The organism is Pseudomonas sp. ef1 (genome assembly GCF_007293365.2).
Taxonomy (GTDB): Bacteria; Pseudomonadota; Gammaproteobacteria; order Pseudomonadales; family Pseudomonadaceae; genus Aquipseudomonas; species Aquipseudomonas siliginis.
In genome coordinates, this window is record NZ_CM129815.1 from 625723 (window position 1) to 646067 (window position 20345).

Sequence of the window (20345 nt, forward strand, 5' to 3'; positions counted from 1 at the left end):
CATTTTTATAGCGCTGCGGAAACGTTTCAGCAAGTGCAAAGAAGAGGTGGGAGAAAAGCATTCGCAAGCAGGCTCGCTCCCACAGGGACATCGGGCCTTCACAATATTTGTGAATTACGCCGACTACTGTGGGAGCGAGCCTGCTCGCGATAGCTGTTTCAAAGATGCATCAACGGAAGCGGTCAACCTCGGAACGCAGATCCGCCGCCAGCTTCTCCAACTCTTTAGCGGTGACAGCCAGGTTCGACACCACCTCACGCTGCTCGCTGTTGGCCAAGGCGATGCTCTGCAAATTGCTGCTCAGCAACGTCGCAGTGCTGCTCTGCTCCTGAGTGGCGGTGGTGATCGCGGCGAACTGCTGGCCTGCCGAACGGCTCTGCTCGTCGATCCGCGCCAGCGCCGAGGCGACATTGGCGTTGCGCGACAGGCCTTCCTGCATCAGCACATTGCCCTGTTCCATGGTGCTGATCGCATTACCGGTTTCCTGTTGGATGCTGTGGATCATGCTGGAGATTTCATCCGTCGCCTGACGGGTGCGCGAGGCGAGGCTGCGCACTTCGTCCGCGACCACGGCAAAACCGCGACCCTGCTCACCGGCACGCGCGGCTTCGATGGCAGCGTTGAGCGCCAGCAGGTTGGTCTGCTCGGCGATCGAGGTGATCACACCGACGATGCCGCCGATTTCCTGCGAACGCTGCCCCAGCGTATTGATCACGCTGGCGGTGCTGTTCAGCGCACCGGCGATCTGCTCCAGCGACGACGACGCTTCTTCCATCGAGCTGCGGCCGATCTGCGTTTGCTGAGCGTTTTCCTGCGCCAGGCGCTGGGTCGCGCCCATGTTGTCGGCGATGTTCAACGACGTCGCGCTGAACTCTTCCACGGCGCCGGCCATGCTGGTGATTTCGCCCGACTGCTGCTCCATGCCTTCGTAAGCACCACCGGACAAACCGGACAGCGCCTGCGCACGGCTGTTGACCTCTTCCGAAGCGCGGCGGATGTGCTCGACCATGGTCGACAGCGCTTGGCTCATCTGGTTGAACGCGCGGGACAGCTGCCCGATTTCATCGTGGCTCGATACGTTCAGACGCACGCTCAGATCACCAGCACCCAAAGCCTCAGCCTGACGCACCAGATCGCCCAGCGGCGCGAGTTTGCTGCGCAGCAGCCAGACTACGGAACCGACCGCGAGCAACATCGCCAGCAGGCTGCCGATCGCCAGTTGCGTACCGACGCTCCAGGTCACCGCGCGGATCTCGGCTTTCGGCATGCTCGCCACCACCGACCACGGGCCACCTTCGAACGGCACGGCGATGCTGTAGAAGTCCTCGCCCTTGTCGCTCCAGAACTCACCCTTGCCCGGGGTTTTCACCAGGTTGTTGATGGTCGGGGCGGCTTGATCCAGGTTTTCGACGCCGGCAATCGGCACCAGCCATTTGTTCTGCTCGTCGAGGAGCGCCAGCGAGCCGGTCTTGCCAATGCGAAAGCGCTTGAGATTGGCGAACTGCGCGTTCTGCGCGTCGGTGTAATCGAAACCTACGTACAACACGGCGATGATCTTGCCGCCCGCATCGCGCACCGGTGTGTACTGCGACATGTAGTAGCGCTCGAACAGCAGCGAGCGGCCGACATAACTCTGCCCCGCCATCAACTTCGCGTAGGCCGGGTTGGCATGATCGAGCACGGTGCCGATGGCACGGGTGCCGTCCTGCTTGCTGACGTTGGTGCTGACGCGAATGAAGTCTTCACCGCTGCGCACGAATACCGTAGCCACGCCGGCAGTCATCTGCTTGAACTCGTCAACTTCCTTGAAGTTGTTGTTCAGCACTTCGTTGCCCAGGTGCAGGCCCGGGGTCTGCACGCCGGCCACGGTCACTGGCTGATCGGGGTGCACACTCAAACCACTGCCGAAGCGCTTTTCGAACAGACCGCTCAGGCGCAGGGTGCTTTCGCGCAGCGTACCGTGGAAGGTACTCAGTTGATCGGCCAGCAGCCGGGCCTCACTGGCCAGATGCTCTTCACGGGTGGCGAGGTTGGCGGAATCCAGCGAACGCAAGGCGAACACCGTACTGCCGCTGATGACTATCGCCAGTATCACAGCAAGGGCAAGGCCCAGCTGCGAGGCGATCCGAGCACGAGGTTGAGACATGAACAGCTCCTGGCCGAGCCACCGAATCCTCCTTGATCGCGGTAATTGCCCGGAAAATATTCTAATAGTGGGGTGTAACGCGAAACCGGCACGACGGTTCCACATGCTCGTAGTCGGCGGTAAAACCGAATACTTGAGCGGATTGCGTGGGTATGGCGCAGTAGTGGCATTGTGCCGGCTCGAACGTTTCAGCTCAAGCGCTCTACCGCCGGCAATTGCATGGCGCGGACTTCGCCTTGGAGAAAATCGCTGAGGCGGCGCAAACGTTCACCTCCCGGACGCGGTTTCGGCCAGACCAGGTAATAACTCAGGCCACTGGCGACGGCCGTTGGCCACGGCAGGCTCAAGCGCCCCTGCGCAACATCTTCGGCAACCATCAACAGATCACCCATCGAAACGCCGTAGCCGCGCGCCGCCGCGATCATGCCCAGCTCCAGCGTATCGAACACTTGCCCACCCTTGAGCGAGACCTGATCGGACAGGCCCATGCGCTCCAGCCAACTGCGCCAGTCGCGGCGATCGGGGGTCGGGTGCAGCAGTTCGGCGGTCGCCAGACGCGCTACGTCCCAAGGTTGATCATTGAGCAGGTTCGGCGCACCGACCGGGATTAATTCCTCGGGAAACAGCAGGCTCGCTTCCCAGTCCGGCGGGAAATGCCCGTCACTGAGCAACACCGCGCAATCGAACGGTTCATTGTTGAAGTCCACCGAATCGATATCCATCCATGCGCTGGTCAGTTGCACCTCATTGCCCGGCTGCAAATGGCGGAAGCGACTCAACCGCGCCAGTAGCCAACGCATGGTCAGGGTCGATGGCGCTTTCATGCGCAGGATGTCGTCCTCGGCGCGCAAGGTATTGCAGGCGCGCTCGAGGGCGGCGAAGCCTTCGCGGATACCGGGTAACAGCAGCCGCGCCGATTCGGTCAGTTGCAGGTTGCGCCCGCTGCGATGAAACAGCCGGCAGGCGAAGTGTTCTTCAAGAGTACGCATGTGCCGACTGACCGCGCTCTGGGTGATCGACAGTTCTTCCGCCGCGCGGGTGAACGAGCTGTGTCGCGCTGCCGCTTCGAATGCGCGCAGGGCATACAACGGCGGAAGGCGTCGGGACATACACAAAGCTCCAGTAGCGCGGATATAGCCAATTCGGCAGGACGATTCAGGATGAGTATTAATCATGCCACCCATCCTTTTTATCCCTTTGTGCAACGCCTGCCAAGCGCCGAGAATCGACGCTCTTCTGCTTCCTCTGATATTTGGGTGGTGATGACCATGCAGCATCCTGTGCGTACCGAACTCTGGGCCATTCTGCGGCTGGCGGGGCCGCTGATTGCTTCGCAGTTGGCGCACATGCTGATGGTGCTCACCGACACCCTGATGATGGCGCGCCTCAGTCCCGAAGCGCTGGCCGGTGGCGGCCTCGGTGCGGCGAGCTACTCGTTCGTGTCGATTTTCTGCATCGGCGTGATTGCAGCGGTCGGCACACTGGTGGCGATTCGTCAGGGTGCCGGCGACATCGTCGGTGCCGCGCGCCTGACACAGGCCGGGTTGTGGCTGGCCTGGCTGATGGCCCTCGGCGCCGGGCTGCTGTTGTGGAACCTCAAACCGGTGTTGCTGCTGTTCGGCCAGACCGAAACCAACGTCAACGCCGCCGGGCAATTCCTCATCGCCCTGCCTTTCGCCCTGCCCGGTTATCTGAGCTTCATGGCTCTGCGCGGCTTTACCAGTGCAATCGGCCGGGCGACGCCAGTGATGGTCATCAGCCTCGCCGGCACGGTGGCCAACTTCCTGCTCAACTACGCGCTGATCACCGGCATGTTCGGCCTGCCGCAGTTGGGTCTGACCGGCATCGGTCTGGTCACGGCGATTGTCGCCAACTGCATGGCACTGGCGCTGGCCTGGCATATCCGCCGGCATCCGGCCTATGACGCTTATCCGTTGCGCGCCGGTCTGTCGCGGCCGAACCGGCAATACCTGAAAGAACTCTGGCGCCTGGGCCTGCCGATTGGCGGCACCTATGCGGTGGAAGTCGGGCTGTTTGCCTTTGCCGCGTTGTGCATGGGCACCATGGGCAGTACGCAAATGGGTGCGCATCAGATCGCCCTGCAGATCGTGTCGGTGGCCTTCATGGTCCCGGCCGGGATGTCCTATGCCATCACCATGCGCGTCGGCCAACACTACGGCGCCGGGCAACTGGTCGATGCACGGATGTCCGGGCGTGTCGGTATCGCTTTCGGCGCCGTTGTGATGCTCGGCTTCGCCCTGGTGTTCTGGCTGTGGCCGAACCAGTTGGTCGGCCTGTTCCTGGACCATAATGACCCGGCGTTTGCCGAGGTGATCCGTCTGGCGGTGAGCCTGCTGGCAGTAGCGGCGTGGTTCGAGCTGTTCGACGGCACGCAGACGATTGCCATGGGCTGTATTCGCGGGCTCAAGGATGCCAAGACTACGTTTCTCGTGGGGCTGGCTTGCTATTGGCTGATTGGCGCACCGGCGGCGTGGTGGATGGCGTTCCATCTCAATTGGGGACCGACGGGTGTCTGGTGGGGTTTGGCGTTGGGCCTAGCGTGCGCAGCGGTAAGCCTGACGCTGGCGTTCGAATGGAAGATGCAGCGGATGATTCGGCGCGAGCCGCAAGCTCAAGGTTTCAACATCCCCCAGGCCGAATGAGGGTTTCCTTTGTGGGAGCGAGCCTGCTCGCGAAGAACGAGTGCCAGGCCCAGATCATTCAGCTGACAGAACGTCTTCGCGAGCAGGCTCGCTCCCACGGGGATTTGCGCCGGCCGCAACAATTGTGATCAACCGACGATTTCCAAGGCCGGCTGCTGGTTCGATCCAGACGTCAGATATTCCACCAGCTCATCCAACGGCAACGGCCGGCTGATCAGATAACCCTGTACCTGATCGCAGCCGAACCCGCGCAACAATTCCAGTTGCTCCGGCGTTTCGACGCCCTCGGCGACCACTTCCAGATGCAGGTTGTGCGCAAGGTTGATCATCGCGTGCACCAGTTTGCGGTTCTCTTCGCGCTGTTCCATGCCGCCGACAAAACTCTTGTCGATCTTCAGCAATGTGATGGGCAGGCTGTTGAGGTGCACGAATGATGAAAACCCGGTGCCGAAATCGTCCAGGGAGAAGCGCACGCCGAGGCGGCCGAGAGCATCCATGGTCTGTTTGACCAGATCGCTGCGCCGCATTACCGCGGTTTCGGTCAGTTCGAATTCCAGCCACTGCGCCTCGACGCCGCGCTCGGCAATCAGACGGCTGAGTGTCGGCAGCAACTGGCTGTCCTGAAACTGGCGGAACGACAGGTTGATCGCCATGTGCAGCGCCGGCAGACCCTGCTCGCGCAAGGCCTGCATGTCGCGCAGGGCGCGGGAAATCACCCAGTAACCCAATGGCACGATCAGACCGCTCTGCTCGGCCAGCGGGACGAACTCGCTCGGTGGCAACAGACCGCGCTCGCCATGACGCCAGCGCACCAGCGCTTCGAGGCCGACAATCTGGCCGTCTTCAAGATTCAGGCGTGGCTGGTAATGCAGTTCCAGCTCATCGCGGCGCAAGGCCCGGCGCAGCTCGCTTTCGAGGTCGGCCATGCTCCGCGCGTTGCGGTTGATGCGTTCGTTGAAGATATGAAAAGTGCAGCCCTGTGTGCTCTTGGCCTGCTGCATGGCGATATGGGCGTGCCACATCAGTGGATCGGCACCGCCATTGGCGCGGGCATGGGCGATGCCGAGGCTGGAACCGATCAGCAGGCTCTCGCCGTCGACCCAATATGGTTCGGCCAACGCCTCAGTAATGCGTTCGGCCATCCACTCGGCGCGTTGCGGTGCACGACGGGTATCGATCAGCAGAGCGAATTCATCGCTGCCCAGCCGTGCCAGTTGATCGCCGGCCTCCAGCTGACTTTTCAGCCGCGCGACAACTTGCAGGATCAAGCGATCCCCGGCCTGATGCCCGAGGGCGTCGTTGGCATGGCGAAAATTGTCGAGATCAAGATGGCCGAGGGCGAGACCGCGCCCGTCGCCTTCGGCAAGACGCGCAGTAAGCAGGGTCTGAAAGCCTTGGCGATTGGCGATGCCAGTCAGCGGATCCTGTTCGGCGAGACGCTGGAGAGTGTTTTCCAGCACGCCGCGCTCGCGCACATGGCGCAGGCAGCGCTGGAGCATGCCGGCGTCGAGAGCGTCGAACACCAGCCAATCGCTGACACCGACCGGCGCAGTGGCCGGTTCGTGCTCCAGCAGCAGAACGGTCGGCAGGCTGCAGCGACCGGGCGCCGGCTGCAACGCTGGCAGGGTCAGCAGTACCGCGTGGCGGTTGTCCTCGAACAGGCGGCTGACCGAATCCCAGTTCGGCGCACTGATCAGCACCGCCGCGCTCCCCATCGGAGCCAGACACTCACGCAACAACGCTGTCCACGCTGGCTCTTCGGCCAGTAGCAGCAAACGCAAGGGTTCGACAGGCGTAGACAAGCTGACTCCCTAGACTCTGCAATGATGTAGGCGGGGCATTATGCCGGTGTGCTGAACAATGACCAATGCGTTGCCTGATGACAACGGCATCGAAACGTTATTTTGTGTCACGAATGAGAACATTAGCCGCAAAATCCCCGCGCATCCTGCGTGAAAGTAACAAAACCGGCAAATTTGAATCGCGTGTTGCGTCACAAGTCGGACAGAGCAGCACAAATCGCTGAGCCTGTTAAAATGCCGGCCCATTTCGTCAACGACTCCCGAATTTTCGTATGTCCCGACTCAATCCCCGGCAGCAAGAAGCCGTGAACTACGTCGGCGGCCCTCTATTGGTGCTCGCCGGTGCTGGCTCCGGCAAGACCAGCGTGATCACGCGCAAGATCGCGCACCTGATCCAGAACTGCGGCATCCGCGCCCAGTACATCGTCGCCATGACCTTTACCAACAAGGCCGCGCGCGAAATGAAAGAGCGGGTCGGCACCCTGTTGCGTGCCGGCGAAGGGCGTGGCCTGACCGTCTGCACCTTCCACAACCTGGGCCTGAACATCATCCGCAAGGAGCATGCGCGGCTGGGCTACAAACCCGGTTTCTCGATCTTCGACGAAACCGACGTCAAAGCCCTGATGACCGACATCATGCAGAAGGAATACGCGGGCGACGACGGCGTCGACGAGATCAAGAACATGATCGGCGCCTGGAAAAACGACCTGATCCTGCCCGCCCAGGCCCTGGAAAACGCGCGCAATCCCAAGGAACAGACCGCCGCCATCGTCTACACCCACTACCAGCGCACGCTCAAGGCGTTCAACGCGGTGGACTTCGATGACCTGATCCTGCTGCCGGTAAAGCTCTTCGAAGAACACGCCGACATTCTCGAAAAGTGGCAGAACAAGGTCCGTTACCTGCTCGTCGACGAATACCAGGACACCAACGCCAGCCAGTATCTGTTGGTGAAGATGCTCATCGGCAAGCGCAACCAGTTCACCGTGGTGGGCGACGACGACCAGTCGATCTACGCCTGGCGTGGCGCGCGCCCGGAAAACCTGATGCTGCTCAAGGACGACTATCCGTCCTTGAAAGTGGTGATGCTGGAGCAGAACTACCGCTCCACCAGCCGCATCCTGCGCTGCGCCAACGTCCTGATCTCGAACAACCCGCACGAATTCGAAAAACAGCTGTGGAGCGAGATGGGCCACGGCGACGAGATCCGCGTGATCCGCTGCCGCAACGAGGACGCCGAAGCCGAGCGCGTGGCCATGGAAATCCTCAGCCTGCATCTGCGCACGGACCGCCCGTACAGCGATTTCGCGATCCTCTATCGCGGTAACTATCAGGCCAAGCTGATCGAATTGAAGCTGCAACACCACCAGGTGCCGTATCGCCTGAGCGGCGGCAACAGCTTCTTCGGTCGTCAGGAAGTGAAGGACCTGATGGCCTACTTCCGCCTGATCGTGAACCCGGATGACGACAACGCCTTCCTGCGCGTGATCAACGTGCCGCGCCGGGAAATCGGCTCGACCACCCTGGAAAAACTGGGCAACTACGCCACTGAGCGCAAGATTTCGATGTACGCCGCCACCGACGAAATCGGTCTGGGCGAACATCTCGACAGCCGCTTCACCGATCGCCTGGCGCGCTTCAAGCGCTTCATGGACAAGGTCCGCGAGCAGTGCGCCGGCGAAGATCCGATTTCGGCGCTGCGCAGCATGGTCATGGACATCGACTACGAGAACTGGCTGCGCACCAACAGCTCCAGCGACAAGGCGGCGGACTACCGCATGGGCAACGTCTGGTTCCTGATCGAGGCGTTGAAAAACACCCTCGAGAAAGACGAAGACGGCGAAATGACCGTCGAAGACGCCATCGGCAAACTGGTGCTGCGTGACATGCTTGAGCGCCAGCAGGAAGAAGAGGACGGTGCCGAAGGTGTGCAGATGATGACGCTGCATGCGTCCAAAGGGCTGGAGTTTCCCTACGTGTTCATCATGGGCATGGAAGAGGAAATCCTCCCGCATCGTTCCAGCATCGAAGCCGACACCATCGAAGAAGAGCGTCGCCTGGCCTACGTGGGCATCACCCGCGCCCGCCAGACCCTGGCCTTTACCTTCGCAGCCAAGCGCAAGCAGTACGGCGAAATCATCGACTGTGCGCCGAGCCGCTTTCTCGATGAACTGCCGCCGGACGATCTGGCCTGGGAAGGCAACGACGACACCCCGACTGAAGTCAAAGCCGTGCGCGGAAATAGCGCATTGGCCGATATACGCGCGATGTTAAAGCGCTAGAATCGACTACTTTTTAATCTACCTTCGGCGCCCATCGCGCCAACAGAGGAAGCTGTTGTGGAAGCACTGCACAAAAAAATCCGCGAAGAAGGCATCGTGCTTTCCGATCAGGTCCTGAAAGTCGACGCTTTTCTGAACCACCAGATCGACCCGGCCCTGATGAAGCTCATCGGTGACGAATTCGCCGCGCTGTTCAAGGATTCCGGGATCACCAAGATCGTCACCATCGAGGCCTCAGGCATCGCCCCGGCGATCATGACCGGTCTGAACCTCGGCGTGCCGGTGATCTTCGCCCGCAAGCAACAGTCCCTGACCCTGACTGAGAACCTGCTCTCGGCGACCGTCTACTCGTTCACCAAGAAGACCGAAAGCACCGTGGCCATCTCCCCGCGCCACCTGACCAGCAGCGACCGCGTGCTGATCATCGACGACTTCCTGGCCAACGGTAAGGCCTCGCAAGCGCTGATCTCGATCATCAAACAGGCCGGCGCCACCGTTGCCGGTCTGGGCATCGTCATCGAGAAGTCGTTCCAGGGCGGCCGCGCCGAACTGGACTCGCAGGGCTACCGCGTTGAATCCCTGGCCCGGGTGCAATCGCTGAAGGATGGCGTCGTTACCTTCATCGAGTAACCAGCGGCACCGAGTTTCCCCTGTGGGAGCGAGCCTGCTCGCGAATGCATTGTGTCAGTCACCCTGTTGAGTGAATGACACACCGCTTTCGCGAGCAGGCTCGCTCCCACAGTGGGTTCTGGTGTGGGCAGTTATTGCGCGGTAGCTTTGAGGCCTGTGAGCAGCAGGCGTTGGAAAAGGTCCTCCTTCAGGCCCTCCGGATTGGTCAGCTGCATCCGCTCAAGGTGTTCCGGGAACGTTGAGGCCTCCGGCGCATCCAGCGCTGCCTTGCCCAATTCCAGAATCTCAGTCAGCTTGAACTTGCTCTTCAGCCAGTTCAGCGCCCGCAGCAGATCCCGTTCGATCACAGTGAAATCACAGCCCAGCGGATACTCCGGAAACAGGTTCGGATGTCGCGCGGCAATCGCCTGCAAGCGTTGCGGTGTGTTATCGGCAAACCGTGGATCGATACGGAAATCCTTTGGCAGCTTGCCGACTTTCTGCGCCTGTTCGATCAGCCCCGGCTGGAAGCGCGAATCGCTGATGTTGAGCAGCGCTTCGATCACCGCTGCGTCGGATTTTCCGCGCAGGTCGGCGATGCCGTACTCGGTGACGACGATGTCGCGCAGGTGCCGCGGGATCGTGCAGTGGCCGTAGTCCCAGACGATATTGGAATTGACCTCGCCGCCGGACTCACGCCAGCTGCGCAGGATCAACATCGATCTCGCGCCTTCCAGTGCGTGGCCCTGAGCAACAAAGTTGTACTGCCCACCGACACCGCTGAGCACGCGTCCGTCTGCCAATTGATCAGCCACGCCGGCGCCGAGCAGAGTCATGGTGAACACGGTGTTGATGAAGCGCGCATCGATGCGCTGCAAGCGCTTGAGCCCTTCCTGGCCGTACAGCTCGTTGATGTAGCTGATACGGGTCATGTTGAATTCCAGCAGCTTGCTTTGCGGCAACTCGCGCAGCCGCTCATAGAAACTGCGCGGGCCAAGGAAGAAGCCGCCGTGCACCGAGATACCGTCGGGCTGCGCGCCTTCGTCGAGGGTACCGGCATTGGCCTGCTCCTGGGTCGGCACATCCGGATAGACCTTGCGCCGAATGATCCCGGCATCCGCCAATACCAACAGCCCGTTGACGAACATCTCGCTGCAACCGTAAAGGCCTTTGGCAAATGGCGCGGTGCCGCCCTCGCGCTGGATCAATTGCGCCCATTGGCTGAGGTTGATGTCATCGAGCAACGCCTGATAACCGGCGTTATCGGCCTGACGGGCAAGCAACGCGGCGGTCAGGGCATCACCCATCGAACCGATGCCAATCTGCAACGTGCCGCCATCGCGCACCAGCGCACTGGCGTGCAAACCAATGAAATGATCCTGAAAGCCCACCGGCATGTTCGGCGTGGAAAACAGCGTGCTGCTGTCCTTCTCGTCGATCAGCAGGTCAAAGGTATCGATGTCGACTTCAGCATCGCCGGGCATGTACGGCAGATCCGTATGCACCTGGCCGACCAGCACGATGGTCTCCCCTGCCTCGCGGCGCTTGGCGATCATCGGCAGCAGATCGAGGGTAATGTCCGGGTTGCAACTCAGGCTCAGACGATCGGGATGCTCACTGTTGCTGGCCAGCAGTTGCGCCACAAGGTTCAGGCCCGCCGCATTGATGTCGCGGGCGGCATGGCTGTAATTACTGCTGACGTAATCCTGCTGCGCCGGCGCGCTGTTGAGCAGACTGCCGGGCTGCATGAAAAACTGCTGGATACGGATGTTGGCGGGCAGGCTGTCATGCTGGAGATCGGCGAGAAAATCAAACTCCGGATAATCACCAAACACGCGCTCGACGAAATGCTCGATAAAGCGCTTCTGCAAGCCATCGCCCAGATTCGGCCGACCGAGGCACAGCGCGGTATAGATCGTCAGCTGCCGCTCGGGCAGCTCCTTGATGCGCCGGTATAGCGCGTTAACGAAGTGATTCGGCTTGCCCAACCCCAGCGGCAGGCCCATGTGGATGTGCGCAGGCAAACGCGCCAGCACGTCGTCCACCGCCTGTTCGATCGAACACAACTGCACCATCTGAAGCCTCCCGCCCGTTCCGTTGATAGGGGTAGACCGAGATTGCCCTGAGTTTGCTGCAAAGGACAGTGTTTGGTTTGGAGGGATCAGGGCCTGAATGAATCGGAAACCAGAAACCAGGCACAAAAAAACCGTCCGAAGACGGTTTTTTTTCAAAGCCGGCGCTGATTACAGACCGGACATCTCTTTGATCGCGCCCTTGAGCTCTTCATCGGAGCAATCGGCGCAGGTGCCTTTTGGCGGCATGGCGTTGATGCCGGTGATGGCCTTGGCGAGGATGCCGTCCAGACCACCCTGATGATCGGCCCGCTCCTTCCAGGCTGCCTTGTCGCCGATCTTCGGCGCGCCGAGCAGGCCCGTGCCGTGACAAGCGTTGCAGTGCTTGGCGATCACGTCTTTAGGGGCCTTTGCTCCGCCGCCACCGCCAGCGGTAGCAGCCACTTCCATACCCTTGCATTCCTGCCCTTGAACACACACCTGGCCGACGGGCTCGAGGCGCTTGGCGATGTCGTCATTTGTCGCAGCTTGAGCGCTGACAGCCCAGAGGGCCAGTACGGTTGCTGGTGCAGCCAGCATTTTCATAATTAGGTTCACGCGTTCACCCTCAATGGTGGCTATTCACGCCTGCGGCCACGGTTCGCAGGCGGGCGCAAGTATAGCGGGTAGGCCGCTGTACTGAAACAACCCCATGGTTAGAGGGGTCTTGTTGCCCATCGGTAAAACGGTTTTGGGGCCTTTGCCGTATTGGCTTGGCGCCTTCTGCTTAGAAATTCGCCGGCGTGGCTGCGCTGATTAGTCGCGCCGGCACGTCGAACGGGTTACGGAAACGATGCGGCTTGGTACTTTCAAAATAGTAGCTGTCGCCGGCTTCGAGGATAAAAGTTTCCAGACCCACCACCAGTTCGAGGCGGCCTTCGACCAGAATTCCGGTTTCCTCGCCCTCGTGGGTGAGCATTTCTTCGCCAGTGTCGGCGCCCGGCGGGTAGATTTCGTTGAGGAAGGCGATGGCGCGGCTCGGGTGGGCGCGGCCGACCAGTTTCATGGTCACGGCGCCGTCGGAGATGTCGATCAGCTCATTGGCCTTGTAGACGATCTGGGTCGGCTGGTCCTGCAGGATCTCTTCGGAAAAGAACTCGACCATCGACATGGGAATGCCGCCGAGCACCTTTCTCAGCGAACTGATCGATGGGCTGACGCTGTTCTTTTCGATCATCGAAATGGTGCTGTTGGTGACGCCCGCGCGTTTGGCGAGTTCACGCTGGGAAAGCCCTTTGAGCTTGCGGATCGATTGCAGTCGTTCACCGACGTCCAAGGCGGGAGCCTCCTGATGTTGTAAGAATATTGAGCGTTATCATGGCGACAGCGTTCAGTATTTACAACACTTGGCCCCCGCAGCGGCGTCAACCCTCGGAATAGAGCCTTGGCACACGTTTCAGGTTGCAGAAGATCTGATACGGGATGGTATCGGCCCACTTCGCCACATCGCTGGCGAGGATGTTTTTGCCCCACAGTTCGACGTTGGAACCGAGGCCCGCTTCCGGTATGTCGGTCAGGTCGATGCAGAGCATGTCCATCGACACACGCCCCAGCAGGCGGCTGAGTTTGCCGGCCACCAGCACCGGCGTGCCGGTCGGCGCCTGACGCGGGTAACCGTCGGCGTAACCCATGGCGACCACGCCGATGCGCATCGGCTTGTCGGTGATGAATCTGGCGCCATAACCGATCGGTTCGCCGGCCGGCAATTCACGCACGCTGATGACTTTCGATTCGAGGGTCATCACCGGTTGCAGGCGTTCGGCCACGGCGTTGACTTCTTCGAAGGGGGTCGCGCCGTAGAGCATGATGCCCGGGCGTACCCAGTCGCTTTGGATTTCTGGCCAACCGAGCACGGCTGGCGAGTTGCGTAGGCTGACTTCCGCCGCCAGACCCTGACGCGCCGCTTCGAACACCGCGACCTGCTCGGCGCTGCTTTGCGCATGCAGTTCATCGGCGCGGGCGAAGTGGCTCATCAACACGATTTTCGCGACTTTGCCGCTGGCCAGCAGACGTTGATAGGCCGCCGGATAATCTTTCGGATGCAGGCCGACGCGATGCATGCCGGAATCGAGCTTGAGCCACACCGTGATCGGTTTGCTCAGCACCGCCTGCTCGATCGCTTCGAGCTGCCACAGCGAATGCACCACGCACCAGAAATCATGCTCGACGATCAACGCCAGCTCGTCAGCTTCGAAGAAGCCTTCCAGCAGCAATACCGGTGCGCGAATCCCGGCGGAACGCAGCTCCAGTGCTTCTTCAATGCAGGCCACCGCAAACCCGTCAGCCTCGGCTTCCAGCGCCTGGGCGCAAAGCACCGCGCCATGGCCGTAGGCGTCCGCCTTGATCACGGCGAGCGCCTTGGCGCCGGTGACTTCGCGGGCAATTCGGTAGTTGTGGCGCAGGGCTTGAAGGTCGATCAGGGCACGGGCAGGACGCATGGCGGCAGACTTCTGGGCGGTCATGGGAAGAAAAACCGGCGCTGACTGACGACGCGAACCGTCAACAGCACCGGGAGAGGGATCTGTAAAACGTTATGGCAGCGCGGCGACGATGGAGATCTCCACCAGAATGCTTGGCTTGGCCATCTTCGCTTCGACGGTGGCACGGGCCGGCGCGGCGCCTTTTGGCAGCCACTGATCCCACACCGCGTTCATTCCGGCGAAGTGCGCTTCGATGTCGTTCAGGTAGATCGTCGCCGACAACAGATGCTGCTTGTCCGTCCCGGCCAGATCGAGCAAGCGCTCGATGTTGGCTAGCACCTCGCGGGTCTGCTGTTCAATTCCGGCGTCGAAGTCGTCGCCGACCTGCCCGGCGAGATACACGGTGCCGTTGTGGCTGACGATCTGACTCATGCGCTCATTGGTGAGCTGGCGCTGGATTGACATGTTTTGCGGACTCCTGGGTCTGGTTGCCGTAACGGGAAATATCGAGGCCTTCGGCGCTGATCTGCGGCTTTTTCTTCGCCATCAGGTCGGCGAGCAAACGGCCGGAACCGCAGGCCATGGTCCAGCCGAGCGTACCGTGACCGGTGTTGAGGAACAGATTCTTGAACGGCGTGGCGCCAACGATCGGCGTACCGTCCGGCGTGGTCGGACGCAGGCCGGTCCAGAAACTCGCTTCGGCCAGATTGCCGCCCTGAGGATAAAGGTCGTTGACGATCATCTCCAGGGTTTCGCGCCGACGCGGGTTCAGCGACAGGTCAAAACCGGCGATCTCGGCCATGCCGCCGACGCGGATGCGGTTGTCGAAGCGGGTGATCGCGACCTTGTAGGTCTCGTCGAGAATGGTCGACGTCGGCGCCATGTCCGGGTTGGTGATCGGCACGGTCAGCGAGTAGCCCTTGAGCGGATACACCGGGGCCTTGATGCCCAGCGGCTTGAGCAACTGCGGCGAGTAGCTGCCCAGCGCCAGTACGTAGCGGTCAGCGGTTTCCAGCTTGCCGTCGATCCACACGCCGTTGATGCGATCACCGGCGTAGTCGAGTTTCTGGATGTCCTGGCCGAAACGGAATTCCACACCGAGCTTGCGCGCCATTTCGGCGAGACGGATGGTGAACATCTGGCAGTCGCCGGTCTGGTCATTGGGCAGACGCAGCGCGCCAGCGAGAATGTCAGTTACGCCTGCCAGAGCCGGTTCGACGCGGGCAATGCCGGCGCGGTCGAGGACTTCAAAGGGCACGCCGGATTCTTTCAGCACGGCGATGTCTTTGGCGGCGTTATCCAGTTGCGCCTGAGTACGGAACAACTGCGTGGTGCCGAGGCTGCGGCCTTCGTAGGCGATACCGGTTTCGGCGCGCAATTCATCGAGGCAGTCGCGGCTGTACTCGGACAGACGCACCATGCGCTCCTTGTTCACCGCGTAACGGCTGGCGGTGCAGTTGCGCAGCATTTGCGCCATCCACAGGTATTGGTCGATGTCGGCAGTGGCTTTGATCGCCAGCGGCGCGTGGCGTTGCAGCAGCCACTTGATGGCCTTGAGCGGCACGCCCGGCGCAGCCCACGGCGAGGCGTAACCCGGCGAGACCTGGCCGGCGTTGGCGAAACTGGTCTCCATGGCCGCAGCAGGCTGCCGGTCGACCACCACCACTTCAAACCCGGCACGGGCCAGATAGTAAGCACTGGCGGTACCGATGACGCCGCTACCCAAGACCATGACGCGCATTTTCAATCCCTCATCGCGGCTTTTCGCCGAACTGTTTGTTAGAGCAATGATGGGCGCAGTGTAAAAAAGAAATGCCAGTGCTTTTCACTATATAAGCGCCTATATTTGGCGACAATTCTCGGCAAAAACCCTTTTCACGGAGGCGCATCCCCTATGCGTACCAACACTCAGACCAAACGTGAGCTGGACAAGATCGACCGCAACATCCTGCGCATCCTGCAGGCGGATGGGCGGATTTCCTTTACCGAACTCGGGGAAAAGGTCGGCCTCTCGACCACGCCCTGCACCGAGCGCGTGCGGCGCCTGGAGCGCGAGGGGATCATCATGGGCTACAACGCCCGGCTCAATCCGCAGCACTTGAAGGGTAGCTTGCTGGTGTTTGTCGAGATCAGTCTCGATTACAAATCCGGCGACACATTCGAGGAATTCCGCCGCGCGGTGCTGAAGCTGCCGCATGTGCTGGAGTGCCATTTGGTGTCAGGGGATTTCGACTATCTGGTGAAAGCGCGGATTTCCGAGATGGCCTCGTATCGCAAACTGCTCGGCGACATTCTGTTGAAGCTGCCGCATGTGCGTGAATCGAAGAGCTATATCGTCATGGAAGAGGTGAAAGAGAGCCTGTGCCTGCCGATTCCGGACTGAAATCGGCGGCGTCCCCTTCGCGAGCAGGCTCGCTCCCACATTTGAAATGCAATCTCCTGTGGGAGCGAGCCTGCTCGCGAAGAAGTCGACTCGGTCTGAACTGAACGCAACGGCTAAACCAACACCTGCCGATTCGCCGCCATGTACTCGAAAATCTGCTTCTCGACCCGCGGATGAATCAGCTCCACCGGCCGCCGCTCGTTCGGGCACGGCAGGGTTTTGGTGGTGCCAAACAAGCGGCAGATCAGCGGCCGCTCTTCATACACCGTGCAGCCATTCGGCCCCAGATGCACACAGTTGAGTTCTTCCAGCGCGGCATCCTGCTCGGCGCGGGATTTGCGCGGCAGCCTGGCCATTTCCTCGGGCGAAGTGGTCACCGGCCCGCAGCAGTCGTGGCAGCCCGGCACGCAGTCGAACGTGGGGATCTGCTGACGCAGGGTGCGGATTTTCTGACTGTTGCAGCTCATCGAAACGGTGACCAAAGTGGCGGGCTGATGATTGTGCCGCAAAAGCCCGGATCCAGACACCGCAGGCCGACCGATGTTGCCCACGTTCGGGCGCGCGGCTTATGCTCCGTCAAATTTTCTCGACACTCAGCCGTTGGATGATGCCCATGACCGCCCGCGCCCCGACCACCGCGAGCCAACCCCACGTTGCCTCTTACTACGCCGCCAGCAGCCTGCCGCAGCCTGACCATCCCGTGCTGCAAGGCGAGGTGGTGGCGGATGTCTGCGTGGTCGGCGGCGGCTTTTCCGGGTTGAACACGGCGCTGGAACTGGCCGAACGCGGTTTCAGCGTAGTGTTGCTGGAAGCGCACCGGATCGGCTGGGGCGCCAGCGGTCGCAACGGCGGGCAGTTGATTCGCGGTGTCGGTCACGGCCTTGATCAGTTCGCCAATGTCATCGGTGCCGAGGGCGTGCGCGAGATGAAACTCATGGGCCTGGAAGCGGTGGAGATTGTCCGTCGGCGCGTTGAGCGTTTCGGCATTGCCTGCGACCTGACCTGGGGCTACTGCGACCTCGCCAACAAACCTTCCGATCTCGACGGTTTCGCCGAAGATGCCGAAGAACTCCGCAGCCTGGGTTATCGCTACGAAACCCGTCTGTTGCAGGCCAGTGAAATGCACACTGTGGTCGGCTCCAAACGCTATGTCGGCGGCTTGATCGACATGGGTTCCGGGCATCTGCACCCGCTGAATCTGGCGCTGGGCGAAGCGGCAGCGGCGCAGCAACTGGGCGTGCAATTGTTCGAGCAATCGGCAGTGACGCGCATCGATTACGGCCCCGAAGTGAAGGTGCACACGGCGCAGGGCTCGGTGCGGGCGAAGACCCTGGTGCTGGGCTGCAATGCCTATCTCAATGACTTGAACCCGCAACTGAGCGGCAAGGTCCTGCCCGCCGGCAGCTACATCATCGCCACCGAACCGCTGAGCGCAGAGCAGGCGCACAACCTGCTGCCGCAGAACATGGCGGTCTGCGATCAGCGGGTGGCGCTGGATTACTACCGGCTCTCGGCGGATCGACGTTTGTTGTTTGGTGGCGCCTGCCATTATTCAGGGCGCGATCCGAAAGACATCGGCGCCTATATGAAACCGAAGATGCTTGAAGTGTTCCCGCAATTGGCCGGGGTGAAAATCGATTATCAGTGGGGCGGGATGATCGGCATCGGTGCCAACCGCTTGCCGCAGATTGGCCAGCTCGCCGACCAGCCGAACGTGTATTTCGCCCAGGCTTATTCGGGCCACGGGGTGAATGCCACACACCTGGCCGGCAAGCTGCTGGCCGAGGCGATCAGCGGGCAGCATGGCGGCGGCTTTGATCTGTTCGCCAAGGTGCCGCACATCACCTTCCCCGGCGGTAAGCACTTGCGCTCGCCGTTGTTGGCGTTGGGGATGTTGTGGCATCGGCTGAAAGAGTTGGTCTGACGAATCAGGATCGTTCCCACGCTCCGCGTGGGAATGCATCCAGTGACGCTCTGCGTCACAGCGGACGCAGAGCGTCCGGGGCGGCGTTCCCACGCAGAGCGTGGGAACGATCTGTGGTATTCATATCCGCCAGAACGGCTTCAACCCCTCCTCCCTTGCCTGCTCCCGCGTCAACCCGACATCCTTGAGCTGCTCCGGTGTCAGGCCGAGCAACGCCTTGCGCGTGTGCAGACGATGCCAGAACAGATCCCAGCGACTGAGGCCGGACGGCGCGTTACGCAGCAGATTGCGCGCGTTGTCCTTTTGCCCTGCCGCCAGTTCCTGACTGTGTAACGTCAGCCGCACATCGCTCAAGCCGTTCATTTTCGTTGCTCCTGTTTACTTGGGTAGCCAGAGATTCCATGATGCGCGGGCGAGCAAAACCATTACAGACTCAAAGAACGTGTATTAACTCCATACAGATTTGCCGATTCATCGACTGAATGACTGATTTTTGCCGCATCTGTACTGGTTTCCACCGATACGCACTGAGGCCACCATGACTCTGTATGTAAACCTCGCCGAATTGCTCGGCACCCGCATCGAACAAGGCTTCTATCGTCCCGGCGACCGCTTGCCGTCGGTGCGTGCCTTGAGCGTCGAACACGGAGTCAGTCTGAGCACGGTGCAGCAGGCCTATCGCGTGCTTGAAGACAGCGGTCTGGCCACGCCAAAACCCAAGTCCGGCTATTTTGTCCCCGTCGGACGCGAGTTGCCGGAGCTGCCCGCAGTAGGCCGCCCCGCGCAACGGCCGGTAGAGATTTCGCAATGGGATCAGGTGCTGGAATTGATCCGCGCCGTACCGCGCAAGGACGTCGTGCAATTGGGACGTGGCATGCCCGATGTTGGCTCACCTACCATGAAGCCGCTGCTGCGCGGACTGGCGCGAATCAGCCGCCGGCAGGACATGCCTGGTCTGTATTACGACAACATCCACGGCAACCTCGAACTGCGCGAACAGATCGCACGGCTGATGCTCGATTCCGGCTGTCAGTTGAGCGCCAGCGATCTGGTGATCACCACTGGCTGCCACGAAGCGCTGTCCACCAGCATCCATGCGATCTGCGAGCCGGGTGACATCGTCGCGGTGGACTCGCCGAGTTTCCACGGCGCCATGCAGACCCTCAAAGGCCTGGGCATGAAAGCCCTGGAAATCCCCACCGACCCGCTCACCGGAATCAGCCTCGACGCCCTGGAACTGGCGCTGGAACAGTGGCCGATCAAAGCCATTCAGCTCACGCCCAACTGCAACAATCCCCTCGGCTACGTCATGCCCGAGTCGCGCAAACGCGCGTTGTTGACCCTGGCCCAGCGTTTCGACGTGGCGATAATTGAAGACGATGTGTATGGCGAGCTGGCCTATACCTACCCGCGCCCGCGTACGATCAAATCCTTCGATGAAGACGGCCGCGTGTTGCTCTGCAGCTCGTTCTCCAAGACCCTGGCGCCGGGGCTGCGCATCGGCTGGGTGGCGCCGGGCCGATATCTGGAGCGAGTGCTGCACATGAAATACATCAGCACCGGCTCCACCGCACCACAACCGCAGATCGCTATCGCCGAATTCATCAAGGCCGGCCATTTCGAGCCGCACTTGCGGCGTATGCGCATGCAGTATCAACGCAATCGTGACGCGATGATCGACTGGGTGACGCGCTATTTCCCGGCCGGCACCCGCGCCAGTCGCCCGCAGGGCAGCTTCATGCTCTGGGTGGAGCTGCCGGAAGGTTTCGACACGCTGAAACTGAATCGCGCGCTGCACGATCAAGGCGTACAGATTGCTGTCGGCAGCATCTTTTCCGCTTCGGGCAAGTACCGCAATTGTCTGCGGATGAACTACGCTGCCAAACCAACAGCGCAGATCGAAGAAGCGGTGCGCAAGGTCGGCGCTGCGGCAATCAAATTACTCGCCGAGACCGACTGACCTTTTTTGCGCGCCCGGCGTCCAAATTGCCGACCTCAGCCGCCA

General features: G+C 61.1%; 17 protein-coding genes. 6 read left to right on the forward strand and 11 right to left on the reverse strand.

Translation table 11 applies throughout. The features are described from left to right. Positions 1 to 169: 169 nt before the first annotated feature. Both FEE99_RS03055 and FEE99_RS03060 read right to left on the reverse strand, forming a co-directional pair. On the reverse strand, positions 170 to 2146 hold the full coding sequence (locus FEE99_RS03055) for a methyl-accepting chemotaxis protein (protein ID WP_016772578.1): 1977 nt from the start codon (positions 2144 to 2146) through the stop codon (positions 170 to 172). 188 nt (positions 2147 to 2334) lie between these two features. Next, positions 2335 to 3255: a LysR substrate-binding domain-containing protein gene (locus FEE99_RS03060; protein ID WP_041476650.1), complete on the reverse strand. Its 921-nt coding sequence runs from the start codon at positions 3253 to 3255 to the stop codon at positions 2335 to 2337. A gap of 159 nt (positions 3256 to 3414) precedes the next feature. On the opposite strand from FEE99_RS03060, the gene FEE99_RS03065 reads away from it, so the two are divergent. Then, a complete protein-coding gene (locus tag FEE99_RS03065; protein ID WP_041476649.1) occupies positions 3415 to 4809 on the forward strand; it encodes a NorM family multidrug efflux MATE transporter in 1395 nt (464 codons plus the stop codon). Positions 4810 to 4937: 128 nt separating this feature from the next. On the opposite strand, the gene FEE99_RS03070 is transcribed toward FEE99_RS03065, so the two are convergent. Beyond that, complete coding sequence (locus tag FEE99_RS03070) at positions 4938 to 6611, reverse strand: putative bifunctional diguanylate cyclase/phosphodiesterase (protein ID WP_041476648.1); 1674 nt, start codon at positions 6609 to 6611, stop codon at positions 4938 to 4940. A 272-nt stretch (positions 6612 to 6883) separates the two neighbouring features. Between FEE99_RS03070 and rep the strand changes: the two genes are divergently transcribed. Both rep and FEE99_RS03080 read left to right on the forward strand, forming a co-directional pair. After that, positions 6884 to 8893 (forward strand): DNA helicase Rep, encoded by a 2010-nt coding sequence (gene rep / locus FEE99_RS03075; RefSeq protein WP_016772574.1) that lies wholly within the window; start codon positions 6884 to 6886, stop codon positions 8891 to 8893. A 57-nt stretch (positions 8894 to 8950) separates the two neighbouring features. Then, the gene (locus tag FEE99_RS03080; protein ID WP_016772573.1) at positions 8951 to 9523 is read left to right on the forward strand and encodes a xanthine phosphoribosyltransferase; all 573 of its coding nucleotides are present in this window, start codon (positions 8951 to 8953) and stop codon (positions 9521 to 9523) included. 131 nt (positions 9524 to 9654) lie between these two features. On the opposite strand, the gene FEE99_RS03085 is transcribed toward FEE99_RS03080, so the two are convergent. The 6 genes from FEE99_RS03085 to dadA form a co-directional block, all read right to left on the reverse strand. Next, on the reverse strand, positions 9655 to 11577 hold the full coding sequence (locus FEE99_RS03085) for an acetyl-CoA hydrolase/transferase C-terminal domain-containing protein (protein ID WP_041476647.1): 1923 nt from the start codon (positions 11575 to 11577) through the stop codon (positions 9655 to 9657). 168 nt (positions 11578 to 11745) lie between these two features. After that, positions 11746 to 12159: a c-type cytochrome gene (locus FEE99_RS03090; RefSeq protein WP_039757383.1), complete on the reverse strand. Its 414-nt coding sequence runs from the start codon at positions 12157 to 12159 to the stop codon at positions 11746 to 11748. A gap of 181 nt (positions 12160 to 12340) precedes the next feature. Continuing rightward, positions 12341 to 12889, reverse strand: coding sequence for a cupin domain-containing protein (locus FEE99_RS03095; protein ID WP_016772566.1), 549 nt, complete (start codon positions 12887 to 12889; stop codon positions 12341 to 12343). Positions 12890 to 12977: 88 nt separating this feature from the next. Next, the gene (gene alr, locus FEE99_RS03100; RefSeq protein WP_041476646.1) at positions 12978 to 14051 is read right to left on the reverse strand and encodes an alanine racemase; all 1074 of its coding nucleotides are present in this window, start codon (positions 14049 to 14051) and stop codon (positions 12978 to 12980) included. Between the two features lie 93 nt (positions 14052 to 14144). Next, on the reverse strand, positions 14145 to 14498 hold the full coding sequence (locus FEE99_RS03105; RefSeq protein ID WP_041476645.1) for a RidA family protein: 354 nt from the start codon (positions 14496 to 14498) through the stop codon (positions 14145 to 14147). Beyond that, positions 14470 to 15774: a D-amino acid dehydrogenase gene (gene dadA, locus FEE99_RS03110; protein WP_041476644.1), complete on the reverse strand. Its 1305-nt coding sequence runs from the start codon at positions 15772 to 15774 to the stop codon at positions 14470 to 14472. The genes FEE99_RS03105 and dadA overlap by 29 nt, the downstream gene beginning before the upstream one ends. Before the next feature lie 153 nt (positions 15775 to 15927). On the opposite strand from dadA, the gene FEE99_RS03115 reads away from it, so the two are divergent. Then, the gene (locus tag FEE99_RS03115; RefSeq protein WP_010465173.1) at positions 15928 to 16416 is read left to right on the forward strand and encodes an Lrp/AsnC ligand binding domain-containing protein; all 489 of its coding nucleotides are present in this window, start codon (positions 15928 to 15930) and stop codon (positions 16414 to 16416) included. A gap of 113 nt (positions 16417 to 16529) precedes the next feature. On the opposite strand, the gene FEE99_RS03120 is transcribed toward FEE99_RS03115, so the two are convergent. Then, positions 16530 to 16883, reverse strand: a complete 354-nt coding sequence (locus tag FEE99_RS03120) for a YkgJ family cysteine cluster protein (RefSeq protein WP_041476668.1) — start codon at positions 16881 to 16883, stop codon at positions 16530 to 16532. 146 nt (positions 16884 to 17029) lie between these two features. On the opposite strand from FEE99_RS03120, the gene FEE99_RS03125 reads away from it, so the two are divergent. Beyond that, the gene (locus FEE99_RS03125; RefSeq protein ID WP_041476643.1) at positions 17030 to 18340 is read left to right on the forward strand and encodes an NAD(P)/FAD-dependent oxidoreductase; all 1311 of its coding nucleotides are present in this window, start codon (positions 17030 to 17032) and stop codon (positions 18338 to 18340) included. Positions 18341 to 18460: 120 nt separating this feature from the next. Here FEE99_RS03125 and FEE99_RS03130 read toward each other — a convergent pair whose 3' ends face one another. Further along, positions 18461 to 18703: a DUF1127 domain-containing protein gene (locus tag FEE99_RS03130; RefSeq protein ID WP_041476642.1), complete on the reverse strand. Its 243-nt coding sequence runs from the start codon at positions 18701 to 18703 to the stop codon at positions 18461 to 18463. Positions 18704 to 18878: 175 nt separating this feature from the next. On the opposite strand from FEE99_RS03130, the gene FEE99_RS03135 reads away from it, so the two are divergent. Then, complete coding sequence (locus FEE99_RS03135; protein WP_041476641.1) at positions 18879 to 20300, forward strand: aminotransferase-like domain-containing protein; 1422 nt, start codon at positions 18879 to 18881, stop codon at positions 20298 to 20300. Positions 20301 to 20345 lie beyond the last annotated feature (45 nt).